Annotated in this window: 15 protein-coding genes; 6 read left to right on the forward strand and 9 right to left on the reverse strand. The window is 71.2% G+C overall.

Translation table 11 applies throughout. The features are described from left to right. Nucleotides 1–13 precede the first annotated feature (13 nt). The 5 genes from ACH492_RS14555 to ACH492_RS14575 form a co-directional block, all read right to left on the reverse strand. Nucleotides 14–1,045, reverse strand: a complete 1,032-nt coding sequence (locus ACH492_RS14555; RefSeq protein WP_398986354.1) for a neocarzinostatin apoprotein domain-containing protein — start codon at nt 1,043–1,045, stop codon at nt 14–16. Next, complete coding sequence (locus tag ACH492_RS14560; RefSeq protein ID WP_398986356.1) at nt 1,042–1,953, reverse strand: hypothetical protein; 912 nt, start codon at nt 1,951–1,953, stop codon at nt 1,042–1,044. The genes ACH492_RS14555 and ACH492_RS14560 overlap by 4 nt, the downstream gene beginning before the upstream one ends. A gap of 9 nt (nt 1,954–1,962) precedes the next feature. Then, entirely contained in the window at nt 1,963–2,634 is a 672-nt protein-coding gene (locus ACH492_RS14565; RefSeq protein WP_398986358.1) for a peptidase, read from the reverse strand. A gap of 184 nt (nt 2,635–2,818) precedes the next feature. After that, nucleotides 2,819–3,313, reverse strand: coding sequence for an ATP-binding protein (locus ACH492_RS14570; RefSeq protein WP_398986360.1), 495 nt, complete (start codon nt 3,311–3,313; stop codon nt 2,819–2,821). Nucleotides 3,314–3,467: 154 nt separating this feature from the next. Then, the gene (locus tag ACH492_RS14575; RefSeq protein WP_398986362.1) at nt 3,468–3,836 is read right to left on the reverse strand and encodes an STAS domain-containing protein; all 369 of its coding nucleotides are present in this window, start codon (nt 3,834–3,836) and stop codon (nt 3,468–3,470) included. A 329-nt stretch (nt 3,837–4,165) separates the two neighbouring features. Between ACH492_RS14575 and ACH492_RS14580 the strand changes: the two genes are divergently transcribed. The 6 genes from ACH492_RS14580 (at nt 4,166) to ACH492_RS14605 (ending at nt 12,094) form a co-directional block, all read left to right on the forward strand. After that, complete coding sequence (locus tag ACH492_RS14580) at nt 4,166–5,059, forward strand: RNA polymerase sigma factor SigF (protein ID WP_398987312.1); 894 nt, start codon at nt 4,166–4,168, stop codon at nt 5,057–5,059. Nucleotides 5,060–5,242: 183 nt separating this feature from the next. After that, nucleotides 5,243–6,436 carry a DegT/DnrJ/EryC1/StrS family aminotransferase gene (locus tag ACH492_RS14585; RefSeq protein WP_398987314.1) on the forward strand — a complete coding sequence of 398 codons (1,194 nt, stop codon included), beginning with the start codon at nt 5,243–5,245 and terminating at the stop codon, nt 6,434–6,436. Next, complete coding sequence (locus ACH492_RS14590; RefSeq protein WP_398986364.1) at nt 6,429–8,681, forward strand: lipopolysaccharide biosynthesis protein; 2,253 nt, start codon at nt 6,429–6,431, stop codon at nt 8,679–8,681. The genes ACH492_RS14585 and ACH492_RS14590 overlap by 8 nt, the downstream gene beginning before the upstream one ends. A 91-nt stretch (nt 8,682–8,772) precedes the next feature. Then, entirely contained in the window at nt 8,773–10,572 is a 1,800-nt protein-coding gene (locus ACH492_RS14595; RefSeq protein ID WP_398986366.1) for a glycosyltransferase, read from the forward strand. Then, on the forward strand, nt 10,569–11,012 hold the full coding sequence (locus tag ACH492_RS14600; protein WP_398986368.1) for a hypothetical protein: 444 nt from the start codon (nt 10,569–10,571) through the stop codon (nt 11,010–11,012). The genes ACH492_RS14595 and ACH492_RS14600 overlap by 4 nt, the downstream gene beginning before the upstream one ends. 74 nt (nt 11,013–11,086) lie before the next feature. Continuing rightward, nucleotides 11,087–12,094, forward strand: a complete 1,008-nt coding sequence (locus tag ACH492_RS14605) for a glycoside hydrolase family 26 protein (RefSeq protein WP_398986370.1) — start codon at nt 11,087–11,089, stop codon at nt 12,092–12,094. A 40-nt stretch (nt 12,095–12,134) separates the two neighbouring features. Here ACH492_RS14605 and ACH492_RS14610 read toward each other — a convergent pair whose 3' ends face one another. From ACH492_RS14610 to ACH492_RS14625, 4 genes are all read right to left on the reverse strand, one after another. Beyond that, nucleotides 12,135–12,512, reverse strand: coding sequence for a DUF6479 family protein (locus tag ACH492_RS14610; RefSeq protein WP_356225035.1), 378 nt, complete (start codon nt 12,510–12,512; stop codon nt 12,135–12,137). A gap of 55 nt (nt 12,513–12,567) precedes the next feature. Further along, nucleotides 12,568–13,359, reverse strand: coding sequence for a polysaccharide deacetylase family protein (locus ACH492_RS14615; protein ID WP_398986372.1), 792 nt, complete (start codon nt 13,357–13,359; stop codon nt 12,568–12,570). Between the two features lie 17 nt (nt 13,360–13,376). Then, a complete protein-coding gene (locus tag ACH492_RS14620) occupies nt 13,377–14,693 on the reverse strand; it encodes a glycosyltransferase (RefSeq protein WP_398987316.1) in 1,317 nt (438 codons plus the stop codon). A 145-nt stretch (nt 14,694–14,838) separates the two neighbouring features. Next, nucleotides 14,839–15,924, reverse strand: a complete 1,086-nt coding sequence (locus tag ACH492_RS14625) for a GNAT family N-acetyltransferase (protein WP_398986374.1) — start codon at nt 15,922–15,924, stop codon at nt 14,839–14,841. Nucleotides 15,925–16,165: the final 241 nt, after the last annotated feature.

Raw genomic sequence — 16,165 nt, forward strand, 5'->3', positions numbered from 1 at the left:
CTCCGTTGCGTGCTCACGAATGTCCCTTCGTCGTGGACCGGTTCTCTGACGGTGCGGAGTCAGGTGTGAACCACGGCAGAGCCGCCGTGGTGGTCGGGGGGCCGGCCGGCGGGCTTTCCAGCTGTACGGTGCGGTGGCGGCCGGTGCCGCGGGGGCGGACCCGCGGGCGGACGCGGTCGACGATCGCCATGCCGATGCGGAACACGGCCGCGGGCACGACGACGGCGAGCAGGATCCAGAAGATCGTGACGCCCCACGGGCGGCCGACGCCCCACGGCTGTTCGGCCAGCACCTTGGTGCCGTACTTCACGGAGATCTGGTAGTCGCCGTGAGCGCCCGCGGAGAGCTGGACCGGCAGCTTGACCAGCGCCTTCCGGCCGGGCGCGATGGTGCCGCGCCACTGCTGCTCCTCCCACTGCGGGGCGAAGACACCGTGCGCGGTGCCGACCTGGAAGACGGGGTCCCGCACCGGCGCTGAGCCGAGGTTGCCGACGGTGAATTCGAGCGTGCGTGATGCCGGGGCGCCGAAGAAGACGAGGATGCCGGAGTCGCCTTCGAGCCGGGTGGCGGCGAGCACGGCGAGTTTGCCGCCGGTGGGCTGCGGCAGCGGCGCGGTGGGGTGGCCCGCGACGGTGAACGGGGCGTCCACGGTGGCCTGTTCACCGGTGACGGTCGCCACGTGCACGACGCATGGGCAGGGCTTGGGCGGCTCGGCGACCGGCATCTTCTTGCTGAAGCCGCCCTTGGCGTCGGTGGTGACGGCGCGGCCGTCGGAGTTGGCGCAGGCGTTGGTGCCGCCGATCACGCCTCTGTCAGGGACAGCCTGCCCGCACATGAGCATCATCAGGAGCGTGTTGGGCCGCCATCCGGTGCCGCTGACCGTGATGTCCCCGCCCTTGCCGGCCTGCGTCTGCGAGAGCGTGACCTTGGGCTTCGGGTCGGCCGCGGCGGCGCTGTGCGCGGGCAGCACCGGCATCACAGGCAGCAGTACGAGCGCCAGCGCCACGAGCACAGCCGCCGTCGCCCTCAGACCCTTGGTGCTCACCTGGCTGCTCCCGTCAACTCGCGCTGCCCGTCCGCCTGTTCCGCACCCGTACCGTCCGGCGTCCGGCCGGTTGATCTCCTGAGCCGTACGCACCACAGCGCCGTGCCGCCGGAAACCGCCAGGAGTGCCGCGGCCGCGCCTGCCACCGTCCCCCACGGCACGAACGTCGCCGACGCCGAAGCCTCGGCCAGCGCGTCGCCCTCGGCCGTCACCTCGACACGGACCTTCACCGAGTCCAGGGACGGGTGATCCGGCCACTTCTCGGTGAGGGTGACGCGCTGGGCGGGGAGCAGTTCCGGGAGGGTGCGGGGCGCCCGGCGCAGCACCTGGCCGAAGAGGCCGTCCGCCCGGACCGTGAGCCGTGGGGTCAGGGCGGTATTGCCGCGGTTCACCAGAGTGCAGCGAATGATGCCGCCCGAGACTCGTACGTCCTCCACCGTGAGCGCCGCCAGCGTCGGGCCGCTGACGCGCAGATGGATCCGTACGCCCGCCTCCCGCTCGCCCACCGCCGCCATGACCGCGCCCGGATGGTCACCCGGGAGCGCGCCCGGCGGGACAGTGACCGAGAAGGGGATCTCCGCGCGGGTGCGCGGCGGGACCGTCACCCGGTCGGAGGCGAGGGTGATCCAGGTGCCCGCGCCCTTGGACTGGCGGGCGCCGCGCACGGCGAAAGAGCCGGAGGAGGTGTTGTACGCGTCGGCCGGGCGCAGGCGCACGGTGAGCGGCTTCGCACCCGGGTTCGTCACGGACAGCTTGTCCTCCAGCACTGCGCCCGGCACGCCCTCCAGATAGAAGTACGGCCTGCCGTCGCCGCCCGGCCCCACCGTCCAGGCCGCGTCCGCCGCCCGCGCCGCTGGTGCGCTCAGCGCGCACGCCAGCGCGGCGACGACGGCCAGGAGGGAGCGCATCCGCACGGGTCAGCTCGCGGTCCGCTGACCGCGCCTGGTCAGCCACAGCACCCCGGCCGCCCCGGCCAGCAGCACGGTGCCGCCGAGCGTGCCGAGCGCCATGGCCGAGTCCAGCGGGCCGGTCCTGGGCAGTTCGTCACCGCCGGAGGGCGTGCTCTGGGGGCCGGTGCCGGACGCCGCGGTGACATCCAGTTCCAGCGACGGCTTCGGGTTGTTCCTGGGCGTGCAGGTCGTGGTCGTACCGAGCGCCTTGATGGTCAGCACCCCGGCGGTGAAGGTGGCCTTGCCGGTCTTCTTGGGGGTGTACGTACCCGACAAGTCATTGATTTTGATGGGGGTGTTGGCCGGGATCGCCGCGGCGTTCGCCGGGCCGGACACCGAAACCGTGCCGTCTCCCACCCCGCCGAGCTTGATCAGCGCGCTCGGCTTCATCGCGCCCTTGCCGAGCTCCACCGGACTGGAGGAGACACCCTTCTGGAAGGACATGGTCAGGCGGTAGCCGCTGCCGCTCTTGACGGCCTTGATGTCGATCGGCGAGACCGCGCCCTTGGGCCCGATCGGCGTCTGACACTGGTAGTCGACGTCTACAACACTGGCATGGGCGGCGGGGGCGGCCATCAGCACCACCGAGCCCGCCACCGCTGCTGCCAGCGCGAGAGCTGTCCGCTTCTGGTACGACACCTCGAGTTCCCCTCACGCCGGACGTTACTGCCGCGAGTCGCCGAAGTTACTGACGACACATCAGATCGGGCGCTCAAGGTACGCCTGGGACCTTGGGGAGGGAAGACAAAGAGCACGCCGTATTGACGTGCTCCACAAGAGATTCAAAACCTGCGTACACCAGCACGAAGGCAGTGCGACGGCGCTAGACCGGGGCGGCGAGCTCCGCCCACACCGTCTTGCCCGGCGCGCCGGGAATGCGTACAACTCCCCAGTCCATGCAGAGGCGTTGGACGATGAACATGCCGTGTCCGCCGGGGCGCCCGGCCCGGTGCGGCGTGCGCGGCGCGGGCTGCCCGGTGCCGCGGTCCGAGACCTCCAGGCGCAGCACCTTGCCGTCGCAGCCGACCTTCAGCGCCTCCGGTCCCTCGGCGTGCAGGCAGGCGTTGGTGACCAGTTCGGAGACGACCAGCAGCACATCCTCGGCCGCCGCGCGGCGGTCGGCCGTGGCGGCGGGCAGCCAGCCCCAGTCGTACAGCGCCTGGCGGGTGAAGTCGCGGGCGAGCGGGACGATGCCGCTGGCGCTGCCCAGGGCAAGGCTGCGCACCGCGCCGCCGGGCAACCCGGAGGAGCCGGCGGCGCCGGCGCCGCTCGGCTCGGGGCCGAGGTCGCCCGGCTGCTGCTGCCGGGTGGTGCTCATCAGCGCTTCACCTCACCGATTCACCAATTCGCCATTACTTCAATACTCAGAGTGCTGGGTGGTCAACGTTCCGCGGGGGTTCTCCTGCCCTGCCGAATCGTGACAACACCCACTACGCCGACGCGGTGAGCGTGACGCGGACTACAGGGGCCGGTCAGTCGGAGAGGGCCTCTTCGAGCGAGTCATGCACGGTGAAGACCGCCTCCGCCCCGGTGATCTCGAAGACTCTTGCCACTACAGGCAGCATCCCGGCCAAATGGACCCCTCCCCCGGCGGCCTCCGCCTTCAGCCTGGCGCCGAGCAGCACATTGAGCCCGGTCGAGTCACAGAACTCGAGCTGTGAGCAGTCGATGACCAGGCGTGCACGGCCTTGCGCGAGTGCGTCGTCCAAGGGCGCGCGGAGAAGCTCGGCAGTGTGGTGATCCAACTCACCCGCCGGTTTCACAACCTCGCTGTGGCCCTCGGTCCGAACCTCGACCTGAAGCCGGCCCCGATTCGCGCTGCCGACCGTCCCGCGGTCCATGGCCGTCCCTCTTCGCCGTGTCGTTCGCTGCGTATTCACTGCGTACTCGCCGATTTCGCCGCTTCGTCCACCGTGTCGCTCTTCGCGCCGGACGCCGTCGACAGACGGGCGCTGACGTCCGTCGAACATTACGCCTTCAGTACGCCGACCGGCCAGCCGAACTCCCCATCAAACCCGACATTCGGGACATTTGACACTTGCAACTGTCCACATGGAGCGGGTAGGCCTAGTAAGGACACAACCAACCACGGCCGGCTTTGGAGGCGCCGCTCACCGCAGCAACATGTATTGGCATCGGCGGCCATATGCCGAGAACGATGGAGGAGACCATGTCACCCCGGCTCGACGAATCGCGTACCCCCACCGCGCCGTCGGCACTGCCCACCCCCGCCAGCGACCGGTCCGAGCAGCTGGAAGGCCTTGAAGGCCTCCCCGCGATCCCGCCCTTCGACGAGGTGGGGCCGCTGGACGCCCGATCCCTGTCGAAGACGCTCTTCGGACGGCTCGAGAACCTCGAAGAGGGCACGCACGAGTACGCCTACGTGCGCAACACACTCGTCGAACTCAACCTGGCGCTGGTCAAGTTCGCCGCCTCCCGCTTCCGCTCCCGCAGCGAGCCGATGGAGGACATCATCCAGGTCGGCACCATCGGCCTGATCAAGGCGATCGACCGCTTCGAGCTCAGCAGGGGCGTCGAGTTCCCGACCTTCGCGATGCCGACCATCGTCGGCGAGATCAAGCGCTTCTTCCGCGACACCTCGTGGTCGGTACGGGTGCCGCGCCGGCTCCAGGAGCTGCGGCTCGACCTCGCAAAGGCGGGCGACGAACTCGCCCAGCAGCTCGACCGCGCACCCACCATCGACGAGCTGGCCCAGAAGCTCGGCATCAGCAACGACGAGGTCGTCGAGGGCATGGCGGCGAGCAACGCGTACACCGCGAGCTCGCTGGACGCCCAGCCCGAGGAGGACGAGACCGAGGGCGCCCTGGCGGACCGCATCGGCTACGAGGACCACGGGCTCGAGGGCATCGAGTACGTCGAGTCGCTCAAGCCGCTGATCGCAGACCTTCCGCCAAGGGACCGTCAAATTCTCTCCCTTCGCTTCGTCGCCAACATGACGCAGTCGGAGATCGGCGAGGAGCTCGGGATCTCGCAGATGCATGTGTCCCGGCTGCTGTCCCGCACCCTGGTCAGGCTCAGGAAGGGCCTGACACTCGAGGAGTAGGCGCGACGCCGCGGGGACGCGCCCCACCGGCCGCCGAAGGGCCCATTCCGTCAAGGAATGGGCCCTTCCCCGTTATTGACGGGGCAGTCCGGATTGGTCCACATTGAGCACGGGGTTAGTGGGGGGACGAACATGGCTCTTGGGGAGGGCTGCCCGGCGGCGTACGCACCACTGGAAGAGCTGATGCGCCACCGCCTGGGCAGAGAATGTCTGTATGTGCCGTCATGCCGTCTGGGGCTCTATGTGGCGCTGCGCCACTGGTGCCGGCCCGGCGGGCGGGTGCTGATGTCGCCGGTCAACGACGACGTCATCTTCTTCGTGGTGCTCGCCGCAGGACTGCGCCCCGTACAGGCGCCGCTCAGGGCCGAGGACGGCTCCATCGACCTGGCGGCCGTCCCCGAATCCCTATGGCGCGGTCTTTCCGCCGTGCTCACCACCAATCTGTACGGCAATCCCGACCCGGCTCCCGAACTGCGCGCCCGCTGCGACCAGTTGGGGATCCCCCTGCTCGAGGACGCGGCGCACGCCATCGGCAGCACGGTGGCCGGGCAGCCGGTGGGGACCTTCGGCGACGCGTCCGTCTTCAGCCTCTCCAAGCACACCGGGGCCAAGACCGGCGGATTCCTCACCGTCGCCGATCCGGCGCTGCGGGCAGGTCTTGAGCGGGCCCGGGACGAACTCCTGGAACCGGCGCGGCTGTCGGCGGAGCTCGCCTACGGCCTGCGGCCGTACGCCGAAGCCGGTGTGCGGGGACTGCGGCTCGTCGGCGCGGCCCGCGCGACCCTGCGGCTACTCGGTCTCCAGGAGCGCGAGGACATCCGGATGGAGCTGCGGCCCGGCGAGCTGAAAAGGGCGCAGTCCGCGGCGCCCGCGCTCGCCGACTTCCACTCCTGGATACGGGTGGACATGCACGACTACCGCCTCAGACCGGGCGGGCTGCGGCTGCGGCGCACCGAGCGGCTGCTGGCCAGCCTCGAAAGCCGGCTGGCCGGCCACCGGGCCGGCGTCCAGGCGCTGTCCGCCACCCGGTGGGCGCTGCCGCGGCCGGGACCCGCGCAGCCGCTGTTCCGGGTGCCGCTGCTGGTCGAGGACCGTGACGCCGCCATCGTGGCGCTCGCCCGGCGCCGGATCACGGTCGGCTATCTCTACGACCCGCCGCTCGACGCGTACGCGGGCGACCTCTTCACCGACCCGTCGCCCGCGCCGGGGCCGGCCGCCTGGTTCGCCCGGCACGCGCTGCCCGTCGACCCGCTCAGGGCCGAGGTGGCGATATCCGTCCTCACAGGGCTGGGCGCCAGGCCCGCGGAGGTCCCTGCGGCGTTCGCCCACCGCGACACGGACCGGGCCACCGGCCCGCAGGGCGGGGACAGTGGCTGACACGACCAGGCTTCGCCCCCGGGACGCGTCCGGCGACTCACCGTCCGGCTCCGAGCCGGACGGCAACGAGCCGGACAGCGGCGCCGTGAGTGCCGAGCGCCCCAGCGGCGACTCGATGTTCCGCAATGCCTACGCGCTGATGCTCTCCACCGGCGTCTCCGCCGCACTGGGCCTCGGCTTCTGGCTGGTCGCCGCCCGCTACTACACCGAGGAGGCGGTCGGCGAGGGCTCCGCCGCCATCGCCGCCATGCGGCTGCTGGCCTCCATAACCGCCACCACCATGATCGGCGCGGTGGTGCGGTACGTGCCGCGGGCCGGACGCGCCACCGGGCCGCTGGTGTGGCGCGCGTACGCCGTCAGCTCGCTGGTGGTGTGCCTCGCCTCCGTCGCCTTCCTGCTCACGCTCGACCTGTGGGGCCCTTCGTACGCACCGCTCGGCGGCGTGAGCGCGGGCCTGCTCTTCACCGCGTCCTGCGTCGGCTGGGCGCTGCTGACCCTGCAGGACGGCGTGCTGACCGGGCTGCGCAAGGCCGTGTGGGTGCCGGTCGGCAATGCGGTCTTCTCCATCGGCAAGCTGCTGCTGCTCGCCGTCTTCGCCACCGCCCTGCCCGTGCTGGGCATCTTCGTCTCCTGGGCGGCGGCCATCGCCCTGTCCGTGCTGCCGCTCGGATGGCTGATCTTCCGCCGGCTCATCCCCCGCCAGGCCGCGGCCGACCGCCACCGCGAGCTGCTGCGGATGCGCGACATAGGGCGCTTCCTCGCCGGCGACTCGGTCGGGTCGCTGTTCTCGCTGGCGATGATCAATCTGCTGCCGGTGATGGTCGCGGTCCGCTTCGACGCCGCGCACAACGGCTTCTTCTACATCGCGTACACCGTCGGCGGGACGATGGAGTTCATGGCCATCAACATGGCCTCCTCGCTGACCGCGCACGCCTCGCACAGCCCGGAGAGCCTGGCCGGCGGGGTCCGTGGCGCGCTGCGCCGGATGGCCGTGCTGCTGGTGCCCGTCGTGGTGTTCCTGGTCGTCTTCGCCCCGCAGATCCTCGCCCCGTTCGGCGAGGACTACGCCGCGCACGGCACCACGGTGCTGCGGCTGCTGGCCGCGGCCGCCCTGCCCCGGGTCGTCGTCGAGCTGTATATCGGGGTGCTGCGCGTCCAGGGACGTACGGGCGTGCTCGCCGCCCTCCAGGGCACGATGTGCGCGCTGGTGCTGGGCAGCGCGGCGCTGCTGCTCGGACCCGTCGGGATCTCCGGCGCCGGCCTGGGGCTGCTGCTGTCGATGACGGCGATGGCGGCGGTTTCCGCGCCGGGGCTGCGCGCGGTGCTCTCCGCCCGCGAGCCCCGGCCGAGCGTGTTCACCCGGCTGGTGCGGCGCGGCACCTCCGAGGAGGAGGCGTACGGCACGACCTGGGCGCGCCGGGCCGCCGAGCGGCGCGAGGAGGCGGCGGCGGAGTACGCGCAGGAGTACGGGAAGGACTGGGCACGGCAGACGGCATATCTACGGGGTGCGCACGACGACATGGCGACGCCGGCCTTCGGCATCCCCGTCTACGTACGGGATCCGGCTCGGCAGACGGGCAGTGGAGACGCCGGCGGACACATGCAGTCCGCGCCCGCACGGCAGCCGGTGCCCGACCCGGGTGAGGGGCGGCTGGCCCTCGCGCTCTGGCTGCTGCTCGGGCTCGCGGCCGTGCTGTTCTGGGCGCCCCTGCTCCAGGCTCCGGACATCACCATGGGCCACCTCTCCGGCACGCAGTTGCTGAAGTCGCTGCCGCCGATCACCCTCACCGCGGGCGTCCTGCTGATCGTCGTCCACAGCGCCGCCTGCTCGCTGCTGCGCCCGCGTCCGGCGCTGCTCGGAGCCGGACTGCTGGTCACCTTCGGCGCGCTGCACACCTCGCCGGCGCTGCTCGGCCGGGAACCGGAGCCCGTCCAGGGCGCTTGGTACGACACTCTGGCCGGCTTCCTCGCTGCGGCCGCGGGACTCGACAGTCCCGAGCCGCTGCTCCGCTGGCTGCCGGCAGTCTGCCAACTCCTCTGCCTGGTCGCCGTGTTGGCGATTCTCCGGACGATCAAGCTGCCCGTCGCGGCACAGTGGGGGGCACTGTGGCTGCTCGCGGTGTGCGGCTGGGCGCTGCAGAGACCTCTCGCGCCCGTCGCGCTCCCGCTCCAAGTGGGCCTCACCTGCGCGGCGTTGGCACTGATCTGGATACGCGCGGCGCGTTCGACGCCGGCTCGGAACTGAACCACCAGGGGGAACAAGCGTGCAACAGCCAGCCACCGAAACCGGGAGACCCGTGGCCACCCCCAACCAGCGGGCCAGGAAGGATCCCGCGATGGATCTTGCCGACCTGCCCGCCGCCGACCACTCGCGCTGGTCGGTGCCGCTGCGGCTGGCCGCCCCGCTGGCCGGCGCGCTCGCCCTGTGGGCGTACGCCATGGTGCGCACCGACACCTCCCGGCTCGGCGACTTCGGGCTCGTCGGGGCGCTGCCGGTCGTCTTCTGGGTCGCGCTGGCTCTGCTGACCGTGGGCTTCTGGGTCTGCGTACGGGATCCGCTGCGCGGCAACAGCTGGTCGCTGGCGTACACCGTGGGCCTGATCGTGCTGGAGCGCGCCACCCAGGCGCTCGTCTACCCCACCCCGCTGTACTCCTGGGCGTGGAAGCACGACGCGGTCATCGAGCATCTGCTCACCGCGGGCGGTCTCCAGCGCGGCGACCAGCTGGGCGACATGGCCGTCTACGACCAGTGGCCCGGATTCTTCGCCGCGCAGGCCGCGCTGGTGCGACTGACCGGCGTGGAGAACGCGGCGATGTACATGGCCTGGTGGCCGCTGGTCTCCAGCCTCCTGCTGCTCGCGCCACTGCTGCTGATCTACCGCACCTTCACCCAGGACCGCCGCCTGATCTGGACCGCTCTGTGGCTCTTCTCCGTCGCCAACTGGGTGGGGCAGGACTACTTCTCGCCGCAGTCGGTGGCCCTCGCCCTGTATCTCGGCGTGATCGCGATCGTGCTGCGCCGCGGCGAGCGCCCCGCGCGGGGCCGCAGATCGCGGCAGGTGCTGTGGACCGCCCTGCTCATCCCGCTGATCACCGCCATCGTCATCTCCCACCAGCTCACCCCGGTGATGCTGGTGGCGAGTCTCGGCGCGCTGTGCCTGACCCGGCGCTACCGCGACTGGACACTGCTGATCACTCTGCTGCTGGTGTTCCTGGCGTGGAATCTCACCGCTTCGCTGCCGTTCCTGCGGGAGGCGGTGCCCGAGATGATCAGCTCCTTCGGCGATGTGAGCGGCAATCTGGAGACGGGCTACGGGTCGACGCCGACCGGCACCGGACCGGTGATCGTCTCCTGGGTGTCCCGGATCCTCTCGGCCTCCGTACTGCTGCTCGCCTCAATCGGCGTGCTGCGCCGTCGGGTGCTGCGGCACCGCGCCCGGCCGCTGCTGCTGCTCGCCGCGGTCCCGCTGCTGATGCTGGTGGCCAATGACTACGGCAGCGAAATGATCTTCCGGGTGCTGCTGTTCATGCTCCCGGGCGCGTGCTTCTTCGCGGCGGCCGCGCTGCTGCCCGCGGTGCGGCCGCTGGCCGCGGAGCCCGGCGGGCACGGGGTCCCGCAGCCCGCGGTGGGCCTGCGGTTCGCGGTGCTGCCCGGCGTTGTGCTGCTGGCGCTGACGGCGGCGTTCGTGCCCAGCTACTCGGGCAAGGACCGGCTCAGCTACTTCCCGCCGCAGGAGGTGGCGCTGGTCGGGCAGGTCTTCGACCGGGCGCCTCAGGGTTCTCTTGTCGTTGCCGCCCATCGCAACTACCCGCTCGCGTACGCTTCGTACTGGAATGTGCAGCATTACTGGTTCCTCGACGACGAGAAGAGCCATGTCGAAAAGATCCTGAAGGACCCGGCCGGGACGCTCGCCCGGGACATGGCCGCGGTGGAACCGCCCGCCAAGGCGTACTTCCTGCTCACCCAGGGCCAGATCGCCAACTCCGAGATGAACGGCATGCTCACCGGCGACCAGCTGCGGAGCATCGAGAAGTCCGTCGCGGCATCACCGCTGTTCGAGCGGGTCGGCCGCAACAGCGCAGGCGTCATCTACGAACTGAAGCGCACCGACAGCTCGCCGGGGAGGACCCCATGAGACCTCAGTCGCTCGCGATCCGGCTGCTGCCGCCCTTCGCCGGCTGGTGCGCCGTCGGCGCCACCACGCTGGCCGCCGGATCACCGCTGCGGGTCGCCCCCGTCGCCGTATTCCTGCTCGCCGGTCCCGGCGCCGCCGTCCTGCGTATCTGCGGGCCCGCCCTGACGCGTCATCAGGCGGTCGGCCCGGTGGAGAGCTGGGACCGCGGCTTCGAACGGGACTCCGACCGTCTGGAGCAGCTCGTCCTCGCGGCCTTCCTGAGTGTGAGCGCGACGCTCATCTGCGCCACGGCGCTGATGGCCGCGCACGCGTTCAGCGGTCTGCGGGTCCTGGTGCTGCTCACTGTGCTGACAATGCTCGCCACCTGCTGTCCGCAGCTGCCCGGCCGGACACGGACGGCGCGCGCGTCCTCGCCGCCACAGAAAGGCTCACCCCTGTGACGTTACCCCGACGCCCCGTTCGCGGGGCGCCAGGCATCCATCGCAGGCCGCACGACCGACGACGAAGGTGGGCCGTGTCCACAGCCCTCGTCGGCGTGCTGCTCGTGGGCGTACTCGCCCTCACGTCCTCCGGTTCCGACGACTCCAACCCCTCGGCGCACAGCGCCGAATGCAGGCCGACCGAACTGCTGGTGCCGCGCTGCGGCGCCTGGTTCGGCGCGTATGTACGGCACGCCAAGCCCGACCTCGAAGAGAACGTCCTCGCCTACGAGAAGCGCATCGGCCGCACGCTGGACATCGTCTACACGTACCACGACATGTCCCTGGACGGCCTGGAGGGACAGCTGCTGACCGAGCAGGAGCAGCGCGTCGGCAAGGACCGGATGCTGCTGCTGTCCTGGGAGAGCAAGTGGTGGAGCGGCACCCCGGCGCAGCAGCCCAGCTGGAAGCAGATCGCCTCCGGGGCGCTCGACAAGAGCGTGATCGACGTCCAGGCGAAGCGGATCAAGGCGTACGGCAAGCCGCTGTTCCTCTCCTTCGACCTGGAGATGGACACCCGCACGCCCGCCAATGGCACACCCGCCGAGTACGTCGCCGCCTACCGGCACATCCATGACCGGTTCCGTGAGCTGGGTGTGACGAATGTGGTGTGGACGTGGGTCATCACCGGCTACACCGGCCACAGTGAGCTGTTCCGCACGCTCTATCCGGGCGACGCGTACGTCGACTGGATCGGCTACAACCAGTACAACTACTTCCGCTGCCACAAGGCCAAATGGCAGAGCTTCGAGGAGACGCAGACGGCGTCCCACGAATGGATCCGCGAGAACCTCTCCGCGGACAAGCCGCTGATGCTCTCGGAGTTCGGCACGGCGGACGATCCCGCGAAGCCGTCCGCCCAGGCCGAGTGGTACGAGCAAGTACCGCGTGTGGTCAAGGAGTTGGACGGGGTACGGGCCGCGCTCCAGTGGAACTACCGGGACCCGGGTCCCGGCTGCGACCTCTCACTGGCCAGGGACGAGTCCTGGAAGAGCCTGCGCAAGGCGGTCTCCGACCCGTACTTCAACCAGCCGCGGCCATGACCAATCCCGGTCGCCCGGTCGCGCCCGGTCGCGCTGTTGGTCAGCCGCCGACCCGGCCACTGCCGGACGCTCCTCCGCTGTTCTCGTCGTCGGGGGGCCGTTCGCCGTGAGACGTGTGGGATCCGAAGTTCCCGTACCCCTTCATCTCGTGCGGCAGAACGCGGCGCGTCCCGCCCTCGGCACCGAAGTCGTCGTCGGGCTCCCGGGTCTCCCCAAGGTGGGTGGGGTGCTCCGGGGGCCGCGGCTGCTCCTCGGGGCTCGGCGGCTCGTAGGGGCGTCTGCGGTTCGCCCACATCGCCGCGACGAAGATCACCACGCCGATGACCACGACGGCGGCGACCGGCGCGATGGAGGCCCCCAGCCCCCGGGCGAGAGGATCCGCGAGCTGGTCGGCCTGTGCGTACATGAATGCATTCATACTGTGCAGTTACCCGGAATGCCACAACTCTCACATTCCGCATCGTGGAAATGGCCTAGCCCGCGAAGACCGGGCCTCTGACAGCCGCACGGGCCCGTCGGTAGAGCCGCCAGCCGATCGTCGGCAGCGAATCGGGGAACGGCGCGACCGGAGCGCCCCGCCCGTCCATCCATGCCTCGATGTCCGCGACCGAGTGGGTGTGGCGCAGGATGAGGCGGGCGATGCGGTACGCCTCGTCGGTCTCGGAGCTCAGCGCGTGCCGGACGGCGACCGCGGAGGCATAGCCGGCGCCGAGAGCCGCCCTGCGCACGGCCGGGCTGTTGTAGCCGTGCGGATAGGCGAGATGCGCCACCTCATGGCCGAGTACGTCCTCCAGCACCGCCTTGGGCTCGTGCAGCTCCCGGCTGAGCGCGCTGGGCGGAAGGGTGTCCAGCTGGGGGTGCGTGACGGTGTGGGCGCCGACCTCCATGCCGTACTGCTCGAGGAGCGGCGCCTGGGAGAGCGTCATCATCGGTGCGGGCGGCAGCAGGCTGCGCCGACCGGGGGTGATGGCCCCGGTGGTGAGATACGCGGTGGCGGGCAGCGCGCGCGAGGCGAGCGCCTCGGCGGTGGGGCCGGGCAGGTCGGCGAAGCCGTCGTCGAAGGTGAGGACGACGGGCCGGTCCGGCAGCGGCGAGCGGCCGGCGAGGTGGCTCACGAGAGCGCTGATCGGGACCGGGGTGCGGCCGCTGGCCACGATCGCGTCCAGCTGTGCGCCGAAGTCCCTTGGCGTGACGGTGAATTCGGCGATCCAGTCGGGCGGATCGTCCATCACGGCGTGGTAGAGCAGTACGGGAATCCGGGGCATCGTCGCACCACCGCCTCTCACTTCTCCCTCCGCTGGTCCCAGGGGAGCGGTACGCCCCGGACCCGTCGGCGTGCCTTCGCATACCCGACCGGCCCGGCCAGCATGCCGCGGCGCTCGAGCCGGGACAGCTGGCGCGGCCAGGGATAGTCCTGCGTCCCGTGCGCCCCCGGCACCGCCGCCCCGGCGGCCTCGCGGTGGGCGGTGATGGTGCGGGCGTGCGCGAGGCCGCGCGGCAGCTTCCGCAGCAGCGCGGGCAGCAGGGCGGGGCGGCGCACCAGGAGGGCGGTGAGATACGCGGTGAGGCCGGCGCCGTATCCGTACGCCTGGTTCCTCAGGTCCTGCCAGGTCTCCCTGTGGTGGTGCCAGACGAGCGCGTCGGGTGTGTAGCGCAGCCGGTGCCCGGCGGCGAGGACGCTCACAAACGCGTACAGGTCGTCACCTCCCCTGGCGGGGGTGCCGGTACCGGTGGCGGGGTCGAAGCCGCCGATGTCCCGCAGCGCCGTGGCACGGAAGGCCATGTTGGCGCCGGAGCCGAAGCTGCCCGCGGTGAACGGGAAGAGCGGTTCGTCCGCGGGCGGGCGCGCCGGGTCGTAGAGCCGCGCCTCGAAGCCCTTGGCGAAGCCGCCGTGGCTCTCCAGGAGAATCTGCGCGGGCGTGCGCAGCCGGGCGGGCAGGATCAGCCCGGTCACGCAGCCCAGGCCCGGGTCGGCGGCGAAGGGTGCGGTGAGCGCGGTGAGCCAGTGTCGGTCGGCCACGACGTCGTCGTCCGTGAAGGCGATGACCGCGCCGTCGGCGACGGAGATCCCACGATTGTGGGCGACCGCGAGGCCGGGCACGGACTCACGGACGTACCGGACGCGCTCGCCGTACTTGTTCTCGACGAGATCCTGGGTGGCGCTGGTGGCGGGCGCGTTGTCGACGACGACGATCTCGAAGTCCGGGTGGTCCTGCTCCAGCAGTGAGTCGAGCGCGCGGGCGAGCTGGTCGGCGCGCTCACGGGTGGCGACGACGACGCTTGCACGCACCGTGCGGGGTTCCGTGGTCGCCGTGGGCCGGGGGCGTTGACGGTTGCTGCCCGGTGGGTGGTTACCCGGGGCGGGAGGGGAAACGGGCAGCTCACGGCCTGCGAGGGCCGCGCGGGCGGCCGCGGCGACGGCGTCGGCGGGCGCCTTGCCGGGCGGGACGCGGCAGACGACGGTGGCGACGGGGCGGCCGCGGAGGCGTACGAGTGCATAGACGTCGCCGCCCCGGACGGCCGGGCCGCCGGTCTGCGCGGGGCCGAAGCGGAGCACGGCTCCGTCGGGACCGTCCAGGTCCAGCTCGGCGACGTGGATCTCGGCGAGCCGAGGCGCGCTCGAAGTGCCGCGCGCCGCGTCGGGCCCGGGTGCCGTGCCCTGCCCGGGCGCCGTGCCCGGCATGTTCCGTCTGTGCGGTGTGCTGTTCACAAGACTCCCCCTGCTTGCGCGGATGCTCCGGCGGTCAGTTGCCCCGCAGCCTGCCGATCTGGTTGAGCGTCTTCTGCGCGTATTCGGCCAGCCGCGGTCTGCCGCGTACGAAGCTGTGCGCGCGGCGCGCGGGCTCGCGGCTCAGCCAGTACAGAGCGGCCCGCGCCCCCGGCCGTACGGACGAGCCCTCGTACACCCGCAGCTCGCCGGTCTTCAGCGCGTCCTTGTACTCGGCCGCCCCGCGCCCCAGATCGAGCATCCCGATGCCTTCCGCGGCGGCCGACTCGGCCATCCGCAGATGCAGGATCAGACCCGGTGAGTACTTGGCGAACTCGGGTTCGTACGCCGGAAACCAGCAGGACAGCACGGTGGAGGAGCGCAGCCCGAAGTGCGCGGCGACGGGCCGGTCCGCGGCGTACAGCACGGAGAGCACCCCCGAGCAGCCGGGCGTGCGCGTCTCGTGCAGCAGCCGCACGAGGGTGCTGATCCACTCCCTGGCGAAGCGGTCCCGGCGGCCGGTCCTGCGGTACTGAGCGGACTTCCACTCCATGAGGGTGCGCAGCGCGGCCGGGTCGCGCTCGTCGAAGACGAAGCGCACCTCGCCCACCTGCCGCCCCAGCTTGCGCTCCTTGGCCAGCGTCGTCTTGAGGAACTTGGGCGACTGGGCGCGCAGCACCTCTTCGTACGCCGCGTAGCCCGCGCCGACGTCGATGACGGGAGAGGCGAACTCTTCGGCGGCGTCCGGCTGGAACACGCCTTGACCCGCTTCGAGATTGTCGAACTCCCAGGCCGACAGCGCGCAGGCCCGCAGCAGTTCACGGGGCGCGATCGTCAGCCCCGGGCGCAGGACCGCGCCCTGGGAGTCACTGACCCCCAGGCCGATCGCGCGGCCGTGACCGAGGGGCCCATGTTCGTACGGGAAGAAACCGGCCGGCTCCCCGTCCTCCCACAGCACCGCCACCCTGGCCGCGGGCCGCACCCGGCCGACGGCCAGGGTGAACTCGGGCTCCATGAACGGATTGGCGGGCGCCCCGCTCTTGGCGCGCAGTTCCCGCCAGGCCTCGGCCTCCGCCTCGCCCAGCTCGTCCGGTTTCAGCACACGAATGCGTACACCGCTCAACTCGACCCCCCGGTCCTCCCCCTTGAGCTTCCCCGGGACAGGACGGTACCGGGCTATATCCCGACAGGGTAGGGAGCGACGCCCTTCTTGTGACGGATCCGTGAAGGAACCGGAATGGCTGAATACAGCTGATGCCCGAGTGACGGGAGGGGAGAGGGGGGCCGACGCGTCGGGAATGTGAGCAGGAGTTGTCCAACTGGCGTTCGCAGGGGCTCCTGTTGCTCGTAGGATCGCTCCTGCC

The organism is Streptomyces sp. NPDC019443 (assembly GCF_044389785.1).
In the GTDB taxonomy this organism is placed as follows: Bacteria; Actinomycetota; Actinomycetes; order Streptomycetales; family Streptomycetaceae; genus Streptomyces.